We start from the raw sequence: 15,525 nt of genomic DNA, 5'->3' as shown, positions 1-15,525 counted from the left end.
CGTTCGGGGTCTCGACAGCGGGCGCCCGGGCGGGCGACACTGAGCCGATGACCGGCCTGATCACCGGAAGCCGTGTCCGGCTGCGGCCTGCCGCCGCCCCGGACGCCGCCCGGTTCGAGGAGATCCTGTCGCACCCCGAAGTCGCCCGCTGGTGGGCCGACGCCGAGGAGCCGGTGGCCGCCCAGGTGTCCTACCTGCTGGACCCCGACGAAGGCACCACGACCTACGCCATCGAGCTCGACGACGGCACGAACACCGTCATCGGCATCGAACTCGCCTTCGAGGAGGCGGATCCGCAGTACCGCCACGCCGGGATCGACATCGCGGTGCACCCCGACCACCAGGGCCACGGCCTCGGCTCGGACGCCATCCGCGCGCTGGCCGGGCACCTGTTCACCGAGCGCGGGCACCACCGGCTGGTGATCGACCCCGCGGCGGGCAACGAGGCGGCGATCCGGCTCTACCGGTCGCTCGGCTTCCGGCCGGTCGGCACGATGCGCTCCTACGAGCGGGGCCCGGACGGCAGCTGGCACGACGGGCTGCTGATGGACCTGCTCGTGGACGACCTGGTCCCGGCAGCCGCACTAGCCGGCTCGTGAGCACCCCCGCGGTCGCGGCCCGGCCGTTGCGGCGGGTCGCCGTGGCGAGCGCGGTGGGGACCACCATCGAGTGGTACGACTACTTCATCTACAGCACGGCGACGGCGCTGGTGTTCAACAAGGTGTTCTTCACGCCGCTGTCGCCCGCTTCCGGGACCCTCGCCGCGTTCGCGACGCTCGGGGTCGGGTTCCTGGCCCGGCCGGTCGGCGGGATCCTCTGGGGCCACTTCGGCGACCGCGTCGGCCGCAAGGCGATGCTGGTGCTGTCCCTGTTGCTGATGGGCTTCGCCACCGTGGGCGTCGGGCTGCTGCCGACGTACTCCGCGATCGGCGTCTGGGCGCCGATCCTGCTGCTGGTCCTGCGGTTGCTGCAGGGGCTGAGCGCGGGCGGCGAATGGGGCGGGGCGGCGCTGATGGCGGTCGAGCACGCGCCCGAGGACCGCCGCGGCCGGTACGGCGCGTTCTCGCAGATCGGCGTGCCCGCCGGGCTGATCCTGGCGCAGCTGATGTTCTTCGTCCTCGGCCGCACGCTGACCGACGCGCAGTTCGCCGCCTGGGGCTGGCGGGTGCCGTTCCTGGCGAGCATCGTGCTCGTCGGCGTCGGCCTGGTGATCCGGCTGCGGATCGAGGAAAGCCCGGTGTTCACGCGGTTGCGGGAGGCGGAGGAGCGCAGCAGCCGTCCGATGGTCGACGTGCTGCGCGAGCGGCCCCGTGCGCTGCTGGTGGCGGCCGGCAGCTTCATCGCCAACACCGCCATCGGGTACATCTTCCTGGCCTACCTGCTGTCCTACGGCACTTCGGTGCTCAAGATCAACCGCACCACGCTGCTGGTCGTCGTGATCGTCGGCAGCGTGACGTGGCTGGTGAGCATCCTCGTCGCGGCCGCGTGGTCCGACCGCGTGGGCCGCAAACCGGTGTACCTGGCCGGATCGGTGCTCCTGGTGCTCTGGCCGATCCCGTTCTTCCTGCTCGTGGACACGCGGGCGACGGCGTGGCTGCTCGTGGCGGTGATCGTGCTGAACATCGGTCTCGGCGCCACCTACGGGCCGCAGTCGGCGTTGTTCGCGGAGCTGTTCGAGCCGCGTTACCGCTACAGCGGCGCTTCGTTCTCCTACGCCGTGGGCGCGGTGCTGGGCGGCGGCTTCGCGCCGTTGATCGCGACCGCGTTGCAGACCGCCACGGGCACTTCGCTTTCGGTGTCGCTCTACCTGGTGGCGGTGGCGCTGCTGAGCCTGGTCGCGGTGCTGTTCATCCCGCGCGATCAGAGCCGGTCGAGCCGGACGGCAGCGGCCATCCGCTCGTAGCCCGCGTCGCCCGGGTGGAGGTGGTCGCCGGAGTCGTAGGCCAGGAGCATCCGGAGCGGGTCGGCCGGGTCGCGCACCGCCGCGTCGAAGTCGACGACGCCGTCGAAGACTCCGCTGGTGCGGATGAAGCTGTTCACCGCCTGGCGGGTCGCTTCGAGGGTGTCGTCGTAGACCCGCCAGCCCTTGAACGGGGTGAGCGTGCCGCCGAGGACCCGGATGCCGCGCGCGTGCGCCTGCGCCACGAGCTGGCGGTACGCCGAGGTGATCGCGGCCGGGTCGGTCTGGTGCGGGTCCTGCTGGATGTCGTTGATGCCCTCCAGCACGATCAGCGTCCGCACGCCGCCGACGCTCAGCACGTCGCGGTCGAAGCGGGAAAGCGCGTTCTGGCCGGCGCCGGACCCGGGCACGTCGAGCAGCAGCCGGTTGGCGCTGATGCCGGCGTTGAGCACGCCGTAGCGGCCGTGCAGCCGGTCTGCGAGGTAGTCCGGCCAGCGGTGGTTGGCGCCGGCGGCCGAGCCGACGCCGTCGGTGATCGAGTCGCCGAGGGTGACGATCGAAGCGTCGGCGCCGCCCTGGACGTCGACGCCGGAGACGTAGTGCCACACGGACGTCTGCTCGGTGTACGGGGCACCGGATTCGCTGGCGGCGAAGTCGCCGTCCCGCGTGAAGTACGACGTCTGCGCCGCGGCCGGGTGGTAGGTCACCGGCCCGGACTTCGCCGGCACGTAGGTCGTCACGAGCAGGTTCGTGTCGGCGGGGATCCGCAGGTTGACCGGATCGCTCAGCGCTTCGGCTCCGGCGGGCACGACGACACCCGGCGCACCGCCGAAGGTCAGCGACCGCAGGGTGCCCGCCGCGGCGTCCGGGCCGGTGCCCTGGACGGCGACGGTGACGTGCCCGAAGGTCAGGGGAGCGGCGCCGAAGGCGTTCGACAGGTGGACGCGGGCGCGGCCGCCGCCGGCGCTGGTGTGCACGACGTTGCGGATCGAGTAGCCCGGATAGCCGTCCGGGGTGTTCGGCACGGCGGCCGCGGGTGCCGCGGCCCACGTGCCGACCCAGCCGCCGACGGCGTGCTGGGCGAGGACCGGGACAGCACTTCCTGAATTCGCGCTGTCCGGGTTCGCGCTGCCCGGCGTGGTGAGGAGACCGATGCCCGCCAGGACGGCCGCGCTCACGGCCACGAAACGTCGCATGCTCCCACCGTCGCGCGTGAGTCCGCGCGGCGGCGACCGCTGATCAGGTGAGGCAGCGGACAAGATCCGCGACAGTGTCCCCCCGGCAGTGTTTCCGGAAGAAAGGGGCGGGCCCGTCCGGGATTCTGGGGATGCCGGACGGGCCCGCGCGAGGTGGCCGTTGCCGCGACGGCCGCTCGCCGGGGTACCCGGTCCCGATCGGGCGGAGGCTGGCCCGGATCGTTGCTTCGTGGCGACCCCGGAGGGCGTGTGCGAGACGCCCTCACCCCCAAGCACGGCCGCCGGAGCCGGGCGGTTCAGCCCGGCGCCCGGGTTTCTCGCCCCCGGTGCGGGAGGCTCAGGCTGCGGCGGCGGGAATTCCGGTCAGGGCGCGGTGCCCGGCGTCGGTCAGTTCGGCGGGCGCCCACTGGCCGGGGGCGACGAGCCGGGTGGCTCGGACCAGCCCGGCGTGGGCGAGGTCGTGGGCGGTGCTCTGGTCGCAGCACGACAGCCCGTCCACGCGGAGGTCGGGTTCACAGCTGCAGCGGAGCTCGGCGCGTCCGTCGGCGATCGCCCTGAGCATGGCGATCGCGCGGCGGCTCAGCGCGTTCGGGGTGGTGGACATCGGTCTGGCCTTTCGGTGCGGCGGGGTTCCGGCGGCGAGAGCTGCAGCTCGTTACCCAGTGATACGCGGCGAACACGAGGCCGGTTCACTTCGATCGGTCCGGTTGGCCCCTTGACACGGCGAAGGTCAACGAGCAGGGTCAGTCATCGGATGAATCAGCTCTGCCAGCAACAAATGCGCCTTCCCTGGGCAACATCTGTTGTCTTTCTGCCGTAGTCATCCGATCCCTGGAGGTTCCGTGCCGACCTTCCCCCGCCGTCAAGCTCTCGGCATCGCCCTGGGAGGTGCCGTCGCGCTCGGCGCGGCCGGCCGCATCCCCGCCGGCGCCGCCGTGCCCCTCGACGCCGCCGACACCCCGGACACCCCGATCGTCCCGCCCCCGCCGCCCGTCCCCGTCGCGCTCGGCCCCTGGTTCACGAACGACGGCATCGACAGCGCGTCGGCCACCGGCGGCGACTTCGACGGGTCCGGCTACACCTTCCCGGCCGAGCACCTGCCCGCCGGGCGGACCGTCACCGCCGGCGGCGTCCCGTTCACCCTGGGGTCCGCGGCCGCGGGCGCGAAGAACAACATCGCCGCCACCGGCCAGCGGCTCGACCTGCCGGAGGGCCGCTACTTCGTCGCCTACTTCCTGGTCGCCGCCAGCTACGGCGCGACCGGCGGGCCGGCGACCGTGCACTACGCCGACGGCAGCACCAGCACCGGGTCCCTCTCCGGTCCCGACTGGTACACCGGCAGCGGCGCCCTCGTCTCGCCGTTCCGCTACGCACCCGGCGGTGCCGTCGACGACAACCCGGTTTCCCTGGCCGTCGGCCAGGTGTGGGTCGACCCGGCTCGCGAGGCCGTCGCGCTGACCCTGCCCACGACGGCGAACCCGGCGCCGAACGTCTCGAGCCTGCACGTCTTCGCGCTCACCCTCCAGCCGGTGGCGGTGGGCCGCTCGGCCCTGATCCTCGACGGCCGCTCGACGGCCAACCTGCTGACCGACGGCGGCCCGCAGGCCGCGGAAGCGACCGTGGTCAACGCCGGGACCGTGTGGCTCGGCGCGCGCGACCGGGTGACCGTCACCGTCGACGTCCCCGGCGGCCGGACGACCGTGCCCGCGGCCATCCGCGCGCTGGCCCCCGGTGAGCAGGCGACCGTGCGGCTCGGGCTGGCGCCGAACGCGTCCGTGCCGCCCGGCACCACCACGAACGGCCAGTTCCGCGTCACCGCCGGCCGCGGCACCCTCGCCACCCAGCAGGTGCCGGTCACCCTCGGGATCCCCGATTTCCGGCCCACCGACGGGTCGCTCTCGACGCACCGCGCGCCCTATTGGTTCACCGACGCCAAGTTCGGCATCTTCATCCACTGGGGCGTCTACGCCGTGCCCGCGTGGGCGCCGGTGGGGCAGCAGTACGCCGAGTGGTACTGGCAGAACCAGCAGGACCCGAACGGGGCGACCTACGCCTACCACAAGCAGAAGTACGGCGAGAACTTCGCCTACGACGACTTCATCCCGCTCTTCACCGCGGCGAAGTTCGACCCGCGCAGCTGGCTGAAGCTGATCGCGGACGCGGGCGCGGAGTACTACGTCCTGACGTCCAAGCACCACGACGGCTTCGCGTTGTGGGACACGAAGGTCAGCGACCGCAACTCCGTCAAGCTCGGCCCGAAGCGCAACATCGTCAAGGAGCTCTTCGCGGCGTCGCGGAAGTACACCCCGCAGCTGCGCAACGGCCTGTACTTCTCGCTGCCGGAGTGGTTCAACCCGGACAACCCGTGGATGGGCCACGCGCCGCGCAACCCCTACACCGGCGCGCCGCTGCCCTACACCGGCTACACCGCGGGGAAGGACTTCGTCCGCGACTACCAGGCGCCGCAGGTCCTCGAGCTGGTCTCGGGGTTCGACCCCGACGTCCTGTGGTTCGACATCGGCGGTGTCAACGACAGCCGGGCCGTGCTCACCGAGTACTTCAACCGCGCGAAGAACCGCAAGCGCCCCAAGGACGTCACCTACAACGACCGCGGCGGCATCCCGGACCACGACTTCACCACACCCGAGTACACGACGTACCCGAACACCGTGGTGGCGAAGTGGGAGGCGAGCCGCGGCCTCGACCCGTTCTCCTACGGCTACAACCGCGCGACCCCCGACGACCGCTACATGACGGCGGAAGAGGTCGTCCGGACGCTCGTGGACATCGTGTCCAAGAACGGCAACTTCCTGCTCGACATCGGCCCGGACTTCGACGGCTCGATCCCGGACGTCATGCAGCGGCACCTGCGCGACGCGGGCGCGTGGCTGACGGTCAACGGCGAAGCCATCTACGACACGACGTACTGGTCGCGGATGGCCCAGCTCGGCGACCTGCGGTTCACGGTCAAGCAGAACGAGGCGTTCTACGTGCACTCGCTGACGGCGCCGGGCAGCCGCGTGGTGGTGGACGCCCCGGTGCCGATCCGCGGCGGTGACCGCGTGACCATGCTCGGCTACCGGGGCAACCTGCACTGGACCGTGGAGAACGGCGCGCTGGTGATCGACGTCCCGGCCGCCGCCCGGCAGGCGGGCCGCTACACCTGGGTGTTCAAGATCGCCTGGAGCTAGAGGTCGGCGTTCTTGCCGATGTACAGCTCCGCGAACGCCGCCGCGGCCGCGGGCGAACCGAGCAGGCGGCGCATCCGGGCCTCCGCGATGCGCGCCGCGAACGGGTTCTCGCCCGCGGCCGCGGTGTGGTGGAAGATGTCGGACAACCACAGCGAAAACTCCTGGTACTGCCACACGAGCGGCAGGCACGCGGCGGAGTAGCCGGCCAGCGGCGCGGGGTCGCCCGCGTAGTACGCCGCCAGCGCGTCGGTGAGCAGGAAAGCGTCGTGCAGGGCGAGGTTCATGCCCTTGGCCGCGATCGGCGCGACCAGGTGCGCCGACTCGCCCGCGAGGTGCAGCCGGCCGTGCGACATCGGCTCCACGACGTAGTTGTGCATGTCGAGGATCCGCTTCTCGAACAGCCTGCCCTCGACGATCTCGCCGCCGGGCACGGTGAGCCGCGCGTGCAGCTCCCGCCACACGCGCTCGTCCGGCCAGTCCGCCTCGGACTCGCCCGGCGCGGTCTGCAGGTAGAACCGCGTCACCGCAGGCGTGCGGGCCATGTGTGCGGCGAACCCGCGAGGGTGGATGCCGAACAGCACACCGTCGGCGGACGGCGGTGCTTCCGCGAGCAGGGCCAGCCAGCCGATTCCGTAGTCGTGGTGGGCTTTCACCGTCGATTCCGGCGGCAAGTAGCCCTGGGAGACCCCGCGGGCGCCGTCGCAGCCCGCGATGAAGTCGCAGTCGATCCGGTGCTCCCCGCCGTCGGCCCGGAACGTGACGGCGGGGGAGCCCGACGTCAGGTCGTGCAGCTCGACGTCCGAGACCTCGAAGACCGCTTCGCCGCCCGCGTCGGTGTACTGCGCGACCAGGTCGGTCACCAGGAGCTGTTGCGGGTACACAAAATGCCGCTGCCCGGTGACGTCGCCGTAGCGGAAGACGTGCCGTTGCCCGCCGAACCGGAACTCGAACTTCTCGTGCTGCGGCGCTTTCGCGACGAGCTGCTCGCCGAGGCCCCGCCGTTCGAACCCGCGGACCGCCCACTCCTCGATGAACCCGGCCCGCGGCCGCTGTTCGATGAACGCCCGGCTCTGCGCTTCCAGCAGCACGCAGCCGATCCCCGCGCGCTGCAGGAGGTTCGCCACCGTCAACCCGGCCGGGCCCGCCCCCACCACGGCCACCGCCGTGCGCCTCGCCACCATGCGCCCGAGGGTAGCGCGAACCGGGCGAACCGCTCAGTGATGATGCCGCAGCCGGGGCCACGCCGGCGAAAGCACGACGCCGTCCTCGTTGTTGTCGACGCCTTCGGCGGTGTGGTGCTTGGCGACCGGACGGCACCCGGTGATCAGCCGGGCCGGGGGCTCCGCCACCCGGTGATCACGCCGCCGGGCGCGCTCCGAGGAATTCGCCGCCGGCGTCGGCGACCAGCTCGGCCAGTGTCTGCGCGCGGCGGAGCGGGGTGAACTCCACGTCACCGCGCGAGGACACGGTGAAGCCGTACACGGCCGGGCGCGGCAGCGTGTTGTACGCGTAGTGCGCGCCGAAGTAGTACGCCCCGGTGTCGTGGGCGACGACGAGGTCGCCCGGTTCCAGCAGCGGCAGCGGCCGTTCCCGGGCGAGGAGGTCACCGGCGAAACACAGGGGCCCGGCGATGTCCTGCGGCACCTCGGGCCCGGTCTTCGGCGTGCCCGCCGCGTCGAACGCGCCGATCCGCAGCGGCCAGTGCTCCGGCTGGAGCACCGTGCGGGCCGCCACCTGCGCACCCGCGTGCGTCACGGCGATGTGCCGTCCGCCGGCGACCTTCGTGTACTCCACCGTGCTGACCAGGAAGCCGCTCTTCGCCAGCAAGGAGCGGCCGAACTCGGTGACGAACGCGTAGCGCCCGTCGGCCAGCGCCGGCACCCGGGCCAGCAGCGTCGCGACGTAGCCGGCGTAGGTCGGGCCCGGGGCGTCGGAGGTGAAGTCCACCGGCAGCCCGCCGCCGAGGTCGAGGCTGGTGACCTGCCGGTAGCCGGCTTCGGCGTTGATCTCCTCGGCGAGTTCGTGCACCGCGGCGACCCCCTCGGCCATCAGCTCCGGCGGACAGCCCTGCGAGCCGACGTGGACGTGCAGCCGGGTCAGCCACGGCCGGTGCGCGAAGGACTCGAGCAGCAGTCCCCGGTTTCCGTGGTCCCGCAACGGGATGCCGAACTTGGACGCCGCGGTGGCGGTGCTGGTGTCGCCGATCCGGCCCGCGCCGACCTGCGGGTTGACCCGCAGGCCCAGCACCGACCGCGGCGGCGCCGCGCCGACCAGCCGGTCGAGCCGGGCGAGCTCCTGGAAGTTGTCGGCGTTGACCGCCGTGCCCTCGGCCAGTGCGTGCGCCAGCTCGGCGATCGTCTTGGCGGGGGAGTCGAGCACCAGCCGCGGCCCGCGCAGGCCCGCGGCTTCGGCGACCGCCGTCTCGCCCGGGCTCGCCACCTCGGCGTCGACCCCGAGGTCGCCGAGGAACCGCAGGAGCGGAGCGAGACCGCACGCCTTGGCGGCGACCGTGTGCTGGACGCGCCCGAGCGGTGCGAAGGCCTTCGTCAGGTCTTCGACGGCTTCGCGGACGCCGGCCAGGTCGACGAATCCGGCCATCGGGTCGGCGAGCCGCCGCTCCGCCGCGGCGGCGAGGGCGAGCAGCCTGCGGCCGGTGCGGGTCTGGGGTGCGCTGGTCGTGGTCACCGTCCCAGGACAGCAGCGGACCGGCCCGCCGGTCCAAGACTTCGTCCCGATCAAATCATAGGCTCGCCCTATAATAGCTGGGTGGACCTGCGCCGATGGCACTACTTCGCCGTGCTCGCCGAAGAAATGCACTTCACGAAGGCGGCCGCTCGCCTGTTCGTCTCCCAGCCGTCGCTGAGCCAGCAGATCCGCGCCTTCGAGGCCGACCTCGGTGTCACGCTGCTCGACCGCACGGGTCCGCGCTTCGCCTTGACGGAGGCCGGCCGCGTCGCCGCCGCCGAGGCGCGTGAACTGCTCGACCGGCTGGAGCGGGCCCGGGGCGCCGTCACCGCCGCCGGCCGGGGCGACGCCGGGCGGCTGCGGATCGCCTACACGCGTTCGGCGCCGGGCCCGCTGGCCGGTGACCTGGTCGCGGCGTACCGCGAACGGCACCCGGGTGTCGAACTCGCCCTGGAGACGGGCTGGACGAGCCTGAACGTGGCCCGGCTCGCGGCGGGGGAGATCGACGTCGGCTTCGTGCGCCCGCCGGTCACCGCGCCGGGGATCGAGGTGGCGGTGGTCGGCTCGGAGGAGGTCCTGCTGGCGCTGCCCGCGGGTCACCCGCTCGCCCGCCGGCGCGGCCGGGTGCGGCGGGCCGCGATCGCCGCCGAGCCGGTGGTGTTCTGGCCGCGGGAGAACGGTCCCGGCCAGTACGACGCCATCAGCGGCCAGGTCTGGCCGGGCGGAGTGCCGCCGATCGTCCGCGAGGAGCCCGAGGACGAACAGCTCATGCGCGCGGTCGCCGAAGGCGCGGGGCTCGCCGCGATCCCGGAACACCGGGCACGCGCGCTGCGGCGCCGCGGTGTGGTGCTGCGAAGGCTCGAAGACCCGACCCCGAGGATCGACCTGGGCCTGGCCTGGCGGGCCGGCTCGGCGTCCCCGGTGGTACGGGCCTTCGTGGACCTCGCGGCCGTCAGCTAGTTCTCGCCGAGCACCGACCGGACCGCCGCGACGACGGCGGGGTGGCCGAGCGGCAGCGGCGGCGGCACGCGGTCCTCCGGGCTCTCGCTGCTTGACGCGACCACCCGGACGTCGGTGCCCGCCTCGCGCAGCTTGGCGACGACGTCGTCGCGTTCGGCCAGCCAGGCCTCGTTGGCCTGCGCGGCGTCGCCGGACGCGAGGAACGCGTCCGAAGCCGGATCGACCAGCAGCAGGTGCGTGGCCGCGCCCGCGTGCCGCTCGACGAGCTGGAGGGCTTCCGCCGCGAAGGGGCCGCTCGCCACGACGGCGATTTCGGGGTCGCCCGGGCCGGCGTCGCCGAGCAGGTCGTCGGCTTCGGAGAGGGCGCCGCCGGCGGGCACCCGGCACCAGAAGACGGCCCGTTTCTCCGCCAGCGGCCGCCAGGTGGCGGGCAGTTCGTCGTGCTTGCCCGCGCCTGCGGGGTCGAGCACGATCACCTTGGGGCCCGACGGGTCGCCGGCGGTCACGACGGACGGGCCCTCGGAGCGGACGGGTTCGGGTTCGGCGGGCATGCGCGTTCCTTTCAGCGACGGGGGAGTTCCGGGGTGTCCGTGTCGAGCGGCACGGCACCGGAGCGGACGAGTCCCAATTGGACGGTCTGGCGGCCGATCAGCGCCTCCAGGACCCAGTCGGCGGCCGTGCGCACGCGGTTGCCCGGCATCGCCATGAGGTGGTAGCCGCGCGTCACGGCCTTTGCCGGCCGTCCGGACAGCGGCACGTGCAACGGGTTCGCCGCGGCGGCGCCGGCCCCGAGGTCGACGACAAAGCCGAGGTCGTGGTGCCGGTAGGTGCCGGGACGGCCGTACCCGAGCGACGCCGCCACGTTGCGCCCGGCCAGTTTTCCCTGGCGCTGCGCGTGCTGCGCGGTCATCGCGGTGTACTGGCCGGGGCGGGTGAGGTCGGGCACCGCGGCGGCGTCGCCGCAGGCGAACACGTCGTCGCGGCCCGGCACGTTCAGCTGCTCGGTGACCACGAGCCTGCCCTTGGCGGTCTCGAGCCCGAGCTCGGCCACCAGCGGGTCCGGCCGCACGCCGACGCACCACACGAGGGTGCGGGCCGGCACGGTGTCGCCGTTCGTCAGCGTGACGCCCTTGTCGTCGGCGTGGTCCACCGAAGTCTTCATCAGCACTTCGACCCCGCGCGAGCGCAGCACCTCGTCGGCGGTCCGGCCGAGCCGTCCGGCGAGCTCGGGGAGCACGCGCTCGGCGACGTCGAGCAGCAGCCAGCGGATCTGCCGGCCGGCCAGCTCGGGGTGGCGCGCGGCGAGCGCCGCGGTGAACGCGGGGCCCTGCGCGGCGACCTCGGTGCCGGTGTAGCCGGCGCCGACCACCACGAACGTGCAGCGGGCGGTGCGCTCGGCCGGGTCTTCGGCCGCGGCGGCCAGTTCGATCTGCCGCGTGATGTGGTCGCGCAGGTACAGCGCTTCCGGCACGCCGCGGAACCCGTGCGCGTACTCCGGGACACCCGGGATCGGCAGCAGCTTGTTGACACTGCCCGCGGCGAGCACCAGCCGGTCGTACCCGATCCGGTGTTCGCGGTCCTCGGGATCGGTGTAGGTGACGTGGCGGGAATCGAAGTCCACCCCGGTGGCCACCCCGAGCGCCAGCCGGATGCCCGGCAGCGTCTCCGGGAGGGAAACCGTGACCCGCCGCGGGTCGAGGATCCCGGCCGCCACTTCGGGCAGCAACGGCAGGTAGAGGAAGTAATCCGTCGGGTTCAGCACGACGACCTCGACCTCTTCGCCGGCCACCTTCCGCAGGTTCTTCGCCGCGTGGTACCCGGCGAAACCGCCGCCGACGATCACGACACGCATGGATCTCCTTCCGGGGCCGGATATCCGTCCCGAACGGATTACCCGAGGTCGGAGCCGGGAAACCCGCGGGGTTGACCTCACCCCCCAGGGGCGTACGGTCAGGGGGTTGGCTGTTGTTCAGACACGTGCTCCGGTCAGCGCCCCTGCAACGCTGAATTTCTAGGGAGCGCCGTGAACGACTGTTTCCGCACGATCTACGAACCGTCCGGCCTGACCGTCACCACAACCGAGCGACCGGGCGGGATCCGCGTCCTGACCCTGGTCGGCGACATCGACGCCGCCACCGTCGGCATCCTCGACGAAGCCCTCGCCACCGGCGACCGGCTGGTCGCCGACCTGAGCCGGGTCGCCTTCCTGAGCTGCGCCGGTGTCCGGTCGCTGCTGCAGGCGAACGCCCGCACCGAACTCGCCGTCGTGCTCGGGAGCCACGCGGTCGCCCGGTCGTTGGAAGCCACCGGCGCCGACGTGGTGCTGAAGATCCACCCCCGGGTGCCGGCCGCGCTCGCCGGCCTGGCCCACGATCGGGGCGGGCAGGCGTGACCGCCCGGCGAGCACGCCTCCGCCCCGTCCGTCCCATGTGGCCGGTCGGAACCGGGGGTCAGTCGTCACCCGGCCAGTCGCCGGTCGCCTTGCGGTAACCGACCGCACCGGCCCGCTCGGTGGCCGCCTTGACGGCACCGAAGATCGCGCCCTGGACCGCCGCCGCGAGGACCACCTGCCGCCAGGTGTAGTCGCGGTCGGTGGCGTCCGGGGCGTCCTCTTCGCCGGCCACGCGCGTCCACACCTGCTTGAACACCTGGCCGGCCAGGATGCCGCCCAGCGCACCGACCACCCAGCTCAGCGGCTTGTAGAGCGTTTTGTTCACGAATTCCTCCGGCGCAGGATCAGACGGATCAGGATCAGCAGGCCCAGCACCCCGGCGAAGACCGGCACCGGGTTGGCGCGGACGGCGTCGGCGCCCTGGCGGAACTTGACCGCGGTGGGCTCGTTCGTCACGTCGGCGACCTTCGCGGTCGCCTGGTCGAGTTTCTCGTCGACGCTTTCGGAAACCCTGGTCTTGACGTCGAGCTTGTGCCCGAGCGCCTCGAGGGTTTCGGCGAGCTCCTCCCGGGTGGTGTCCCGGTCGAGGCGCGCCTCCTCGGCGTTCTTCGGGAAGTCCCCGCTCATGTCCGCACTCCCTGCTTCACGACGTCCACGTCGGCACGGACGCCGCTGATGGCCTCTTCGGGCACCGGCGGCACCCCCTGCGTCACTTCCTTCTTGCCGACGAGCGCCGCGATCCCGGCCACGACGAACAGCGCGACCGCGACGATCACCGCCGCCAGCCAGCCCGGCACGGCCTGCGCGAGCGCCAGCACGGCGGCCGCGACGAGCGTGCCGGCCCCGAGGAACGCGAACAGGCCCGCCGCGCCGAACAACCCGGCGCCGAGGCCCATCTTCTTGCCCTTGCGCTGCAGTTCGAAGACCGCGAGCCGCATCTCGTCCCGGACCAGCCGCTTGACCTCGTCGGTCAGGTCGGTCACCAGTTCGCCGACCGAGCGCTCGGCCGCCGGTTTCTTGTTCACCTCTTCGATCACGGAACACCTCCTTGCCTGGCCGCCGTGTACCCGGCTCCGGCGGGGGTCAACCGCGCCGGGTTTGACCGCCGTGGCACCGGGTAGCCGATTCATGCCGATCATCGACGACCATCGACGAGGAGGAGTGCAGTGAGCACGATCACCGAAATCGTGGACGTGGAAGTCCCCGTTTCGACCGCTTACAACCAGTGGACGCAGTTCGAGGAATTCCCGAAGTTCATGGAGGGCGTCGAACAGATCCGCCAGGTGGACGCCACCCACACCCACTGGGTGACGAAGTTCGGTGGCGTGACGCGCGAATTCGACGCGACGATCACCGAGCAGCACCCCGACGAGCGGGTCGCCTGGACGTCGGACTCCGGTCCGGACCACGCCGGCGTCATCACCTTCCACCGGCTGGACGACTCGCACACCCGGGTGACCGCGCAGATGGACATCGACCCGGAGGGCTTCGCCGAGAACGTCGCCGACAAGCTCGGCTTGCTCGACCGCCGCGTGAAGGGCGATCTCAAGCGGTTCAAGGAGTTCATCGAGCAGCGCGGCCGGGAGACCGGCAGCTGGCGCGGTGACGTGGACCGCCCCGGGAAGTAACCCCGCGATCACCCGTTCGGGGTGAGTTGCCGCGGCGGGGCGGGTGATCCCGCCCCGCCGCGTTTCGCGTCCGGGGAAGGTCGGGTAGGACGGAACAATGACGACCACCACAGCCGGCGTTCCCACCCCGGAACTGAACAACGGCGTGCGGATCCCCCAATTCGGTTTCGGCGTGTTCGACATCCCGCCGGAGGAGACGGCCCAGGCCGTGCGGACCGCCCTGGAGACGGGGTACCGCCACATCGACACCGCTCAGCTGTACGGCAACGAGGCCGGGGTCGGCGCCGGGATCGCGGATTCCGGCCTGGCCCGGGAAGACGTGTTCGTCACCACAAAACTGGCGAACGACGCGCACGGGCACGACAACGCGATCACCGCGCTGGAAGGCAGCCTGCGCCGGCTCGGCTTCGACTACGTCGACCTCTACCTCATCCACTGGCCGTTGCCGGCCCGGGACAACTACGTCCGGACGTGGCGGGGCTTCGAAGACATCCTGCGAGCGGGCAAGGCCCGCGCCATCGGCGTCTCGAACTTCCAGCCCGCCCACCTCGACCGGCTCGCCGAGGAGTCCGGCACCCGGCCCGCCGTCAACCAGATCGAGCTCCACCCGGCGTTGCAGCAGCCCGAGCTGCGCGAATACCACCAGGCGCACGGCATCGCCACCCAGGCGTGGAGCCCGCTCGCGCGGGCCGACGTCCTCGGCGACCCGGTGCTCACCGGCCTGGCGGAGAAGCACGGGCGGACGGCCGCGCAGGTGGTGCTGCGCTGGCACATCCAGCTCGGGAACATCGTGTTCCCGAAGTCCGCTTCACCCGACCGGATGCGCCAGAACATCGACGTGTTCGGCTTCGAACTCGACGACGAGGACATGGCGGAGATCGGCCGGCTCGACGAGGGCCGCCGGACCGGACCGGACCCGGACACCTTCAACGCGTGACCGCGGCGTTTCCCTGCGCGACCTGCCGGGTATCCCCCCGGCAAGGTCCCCCAGGAAGGAGCGTCCGGCATGACCACGAACGCGTACCTGTCGTTCCTCGCGATCGGCGTTGCGCTGGTCCTGATAGACGGGCAGATCATCTACCGCAGCGGCCGCCGGTACCTGGAGAACTCCTACGGCGACCCGGCGGCGGGCGCTTCGATGACCCGCCTGGTCACGGTGTTGTTCCACCTCGCCACGTTGGGGGTGCTGGCGCTGATCTCGACCATCAACATGGGCGGCAGCGACCTGCCCGCCGTGGTCGGGCGGATCGGTGTGCTGCTGCTGATCCTCGCGCTGGCCCACGCGATCACCCTCGGCGTCCTGTCCCGCATCCGCGGTGAGCAGGAGGTGGAGGCGGTCGTCCAGCGCGGCCCGCGGCCGCGGGTGGAGCCGGAGCAGCAGGGCACGACGGTCGCCCCGGTGCCGGGTCAGGACGGCCGGTACCCGACCGCCGGCCCGTCGCTGGAGAACCGGTCGCCGTACTCCGCTCAGTAACGAGCCGCACCAGCAGGAGTCTCAGAGCAACCGGTGGCGGCACTCTCCCGGGAGAGTGCCGCCCCCGGCCGGGTCGCGGGCACGCCTCCCCCGCCGGCC

The 15,525-nt window shown here is 72.3% G+C and carries 18 protein-coding genes; 8 read left to right on the top strand and 10 right to left on the bottom strand.

The features are described from left to right. Positions 1-47: 47 nt before the first annotated feature. Positions 48-599 carry a GNAT family protein gene (locus tag Q5425_RS25120; protein WP_308674761.1) on the top strand — a complete coding sequence of 184 codons (552 nt, stop codon included), beginning with the start codon at positions 48-50 and terminating at the stop codon, positions 597-599. Further along, positions 596-1,903, top strand: coding sequence for an MFS transporter (locus Q5425_RS25115; protein WP_308674760.1), 1,308 nt, complete (start codon positions 596-598; stop codon positions 1,901-1,903). Before Q5425_RS25120 ends, Q5425_RS25115 begins: the two co-directional genes overlap by 4 nt. Here the strand turns inward: Q5425_RS25115 and Q5425_RS25110 are convergent. Both Q5425_RS25110 and Q5425_RS25105 read right to left on the bottom strand, forming a co-directional pair. Further along, complete coding sequence (locus Q5425_RS25110) at positions 1,861-3,096, bottom strand: SGNH/GDSL hydrolase family protein (protein WP_308674759.1); 1,236 nt, start codon at positions 3,094-3,096, stop codon at positions 1,861-1,863. The two genes, Q5425_RS25115 and Q5425_RS25110, sit on opposite strands and share 43 nt — an antisense overlap. 337 nt (positions 3,097-3,433) lie before the next feature. Next, complete coding sequence (locus Q5425_RS25105; protein WP_308674758.1) at positions 3,434-3,700, bottom strand: hypothetical protein; 267 nt, start codon at positions 3,698-3,700, stop codon at positions 3,434-3,436. A gap of 238 nt (positions 3,701-3,938) precedes the next feature. Between Q5425_RS25105 and Q5425_RS25100 the strand changes: the two genes are divergently transcribed. After that, positions 3,939-6,287 carry an alpha-L-fucosidase gene (locus Q5425_RS25100; protein ID WP_308674757.1) on the top strand — a complete coding sequence of 783 codons (2,349 nt, stop codon included), beginning with the start codon at positions 3,939-3,941 and terminating at the stop codon, positions 6,285-6,287. Here Q5425_RS25100 and Q5425_RS25095 read toward each other — a convergent pair. From Q5425_RS25095 to Q5425_RS25085, 3 genes are read right to left on the bottom strand one after another with little or no spacing between them, the layout of a single operon-like run. Next, positions 6,284-7,468 carry a 4-hydroxybenzoate 3-monooxygenase gene (locus tag Q5425_RS25095; RefSeq protein ID WP_308674756.1) on the bottom strand — a complete coding sequence of 395 codons (1,185 nt, stop codon included), beginning with the start codon at positions 7,466-7,468 and terminating at the stop codon, positions 6,284-6,286. The two genes, Q5425_RS25100 and Q5425_RS25095, sit on opposite strands and share 4 nt — an antisense overlap. Positions 7,469-7,501: 33 nt before the next feature. After that, the gene (locus Q5425_RS25090; protein ID WP_308674755.1) at positions 7,502-7,636 is read right to left on the bottom strand and encodes a hypothetical protein; all 135 of its coding nucleotides are present in this window, start codon (positions 7,634-7,636) and stop codon (positions 7,502-7,504) included. A gap of 7 nt (positions 7,637-7,643) precedes the next feature. Then, a complete protein-coding gene (locus Q5425_RS25085) occupies positions 7,644-8,972 on the bottom strand; it encodes a diaminopimelate decarboxylase (RefSeq protein WP_308674754.1) in 1,329 nt (442 codons plus the stop codon). An 81-nt stretch (positions 8,973-9,053) separates the two neighbouring features. On the opposite strand from Q5425_RS25085, the gene Q5425_RS25080 reads away from it, so the two are divergent. Beyond that, positions 9,054-9,932 carry a LysR family transcriptional regulator gene (locus Q5425_RS25080; protein ID WP_308674753.1) on the top strand — a complete coding sequence of 293 codons (879 nt, stop codon included), beginning with the start codon at positions 9,054-9,056 and terminating at the stop codon, positions 9,930-9,932. On the opposite strand, the gene Q5425_RS25075 is transcribed toward Q5425_RS25080, so the two are convergent. Together Q5425_RS25075 and Q5425_RS25070 are read right to left on the bottom strand one after the other, a co-directional pair. Beyond that, on the bottom strand, positions 9,929-10,483 hold the full coding sequence (locus tag Q5425_RS25075) for a hypothetical protein (RefSeq protein WP_308674752.1): 555 nt from the start codon (positions 10,481-10,483) through the stop codon (positions 9,929-9,931). The genes Q5425_RS25080 and Q5425_RS25075 overlap by 4 nt on opposite strands. Positions 10,484-10,494: 11 nt before the next feature. Then, the gene (locus Q5425_RS25070; protein ID WP_308674751.1) at positions 10,495-11,784 is read right to left on the bottom strand and encodes an FAD-dependent oxidoreductase; all 1,290 of its coding nucleotides are present in this window, start codon (positions 11,782-11,784) and stop codon (positions 10,495-10,497) included. Positions 11,785-11,955: 171 nt separating this feature from the next. Here Q5425_RS25070 and Q5425_RS25065 point away from each other — a divergent pair, with 171 nt between their 5' ends. Further along, positions 11,956-12,324 (top strand): STAS domain-containing protein, encoded by a 369-nt coding sequence (locus Q5425_RS25065; protein ID WP_308674750.1) that lies wholly within the window; start codon positions 11,956-11,958, stop codon positions 12,322-12,324. Positions 12,325-12,382: 58 nt separating this feature from the next. Here the strand turns inward: Q5425_RS25065 and Q5425_RS25060 are convergent, their stop codons facing one another. The 3 genes from Q5425_RS25060 to Q5425_RS25050 are packed head-to-tail and all read right to left on the bottom strand — an operon-like array spanning position 12,383 to position 13,361. Next, on the bottom strand, positions 12,383-12,649 hold the full coding sequence (locus Q5425_RS25060) for a DUF4235 domain-containing protein (RefSeq protein WP_308674749.1): 267 nt from the start codon (positions 12,647-12,649) through the stop codon (positions 12,383-12,385). After that, positions 12,646-12,951 carry a DUF3618 domain-containing protein gene (locus tag Q5425_RS25055; RefSeq protein ID WP_308674748.1) on the bottom strand — a complete coding sequence of 102 codons (306 nt, stop codon included), beginning with the start codon at positions 12,949-12,951 and terminating at the stop codon, positions 12,646-12,648. The genes Q5425_RS25060 and Q5425_RS25055 overlap by 4 nt, the downstream gene beginning before the upstream one ends. Continuing rightward, on the bottom strand, positions 12,948-13,361 hold the full coding sequence (locus Q5425_RS25050) for a phage holin family protein (protein ID WP_308674747.1): 414 nt from the start codon (positions 13,359-13,361) through the stop codon (positions 12,948-12,950). Before Q5425_RS25050 ends, Q5425_RS25055 begins: the two co-directional genes overlap by 4 nt. 129 nt (positions 13,362-13,490) lie before the next feature. On the opposite strand from Q5425_RS25050, the gene Q5425_RS25045 reads away from it, so the two are divergent. The 3 genes from Q5425_RS25045 (at position 13,491) to Q5425_RS25035 (ending at position 15,426) form a co-directional block, all read left to right on the top strand. After that, on the top strand, positions 13,491-13,952 hold the full coding sequence (locus Q5425_RS25045; RefSeq protein WP_308674746.1) for an SRPBCC family protein: 462 nt from the start codon (positions 13,491-13,493) through the stop codon (positions 13,950-13,952). 97 nt (positions 13,953-14,049) lie between these two features. Beyond that, on the top strand, positions 14,050-14,889 hold the full coding sequence (locus Q5425_RS25040) for an aldo/keto reductase (RefSeq protein ID WP_308674745.1): 840 nt from the start codon (positions 14,050-14,052) through the stop codon (positions 14,887-14,889). Between the two features lie 69 nt (positions 14,890-14,958). Then, entirely contained in the window at positions 14,959-15,426 is a 468-nt protein-coding gene (locus Q5425_RS25035; protein WP_308674744.1) for a hypothetical protein, read from the top strand. Positions 15,427-15,525 lie beyond the last annotated feature (99 nt).

The sequence above is a fragment of the Amycolatopsis sp. A133 genome (assembly GCF_031082405.1).
Taxonomy (GTDB): Bacteria; Actinomycetota; Actinomycetes; order Mycobacteriales; family Pseudonocardiaceae; genus Amycolatopsis.
The sequence above is the reverse complement of the archived record's forward strand: the minus strand, read 5'-3'. Positions and strand labels throughout refer to the sequence as shown.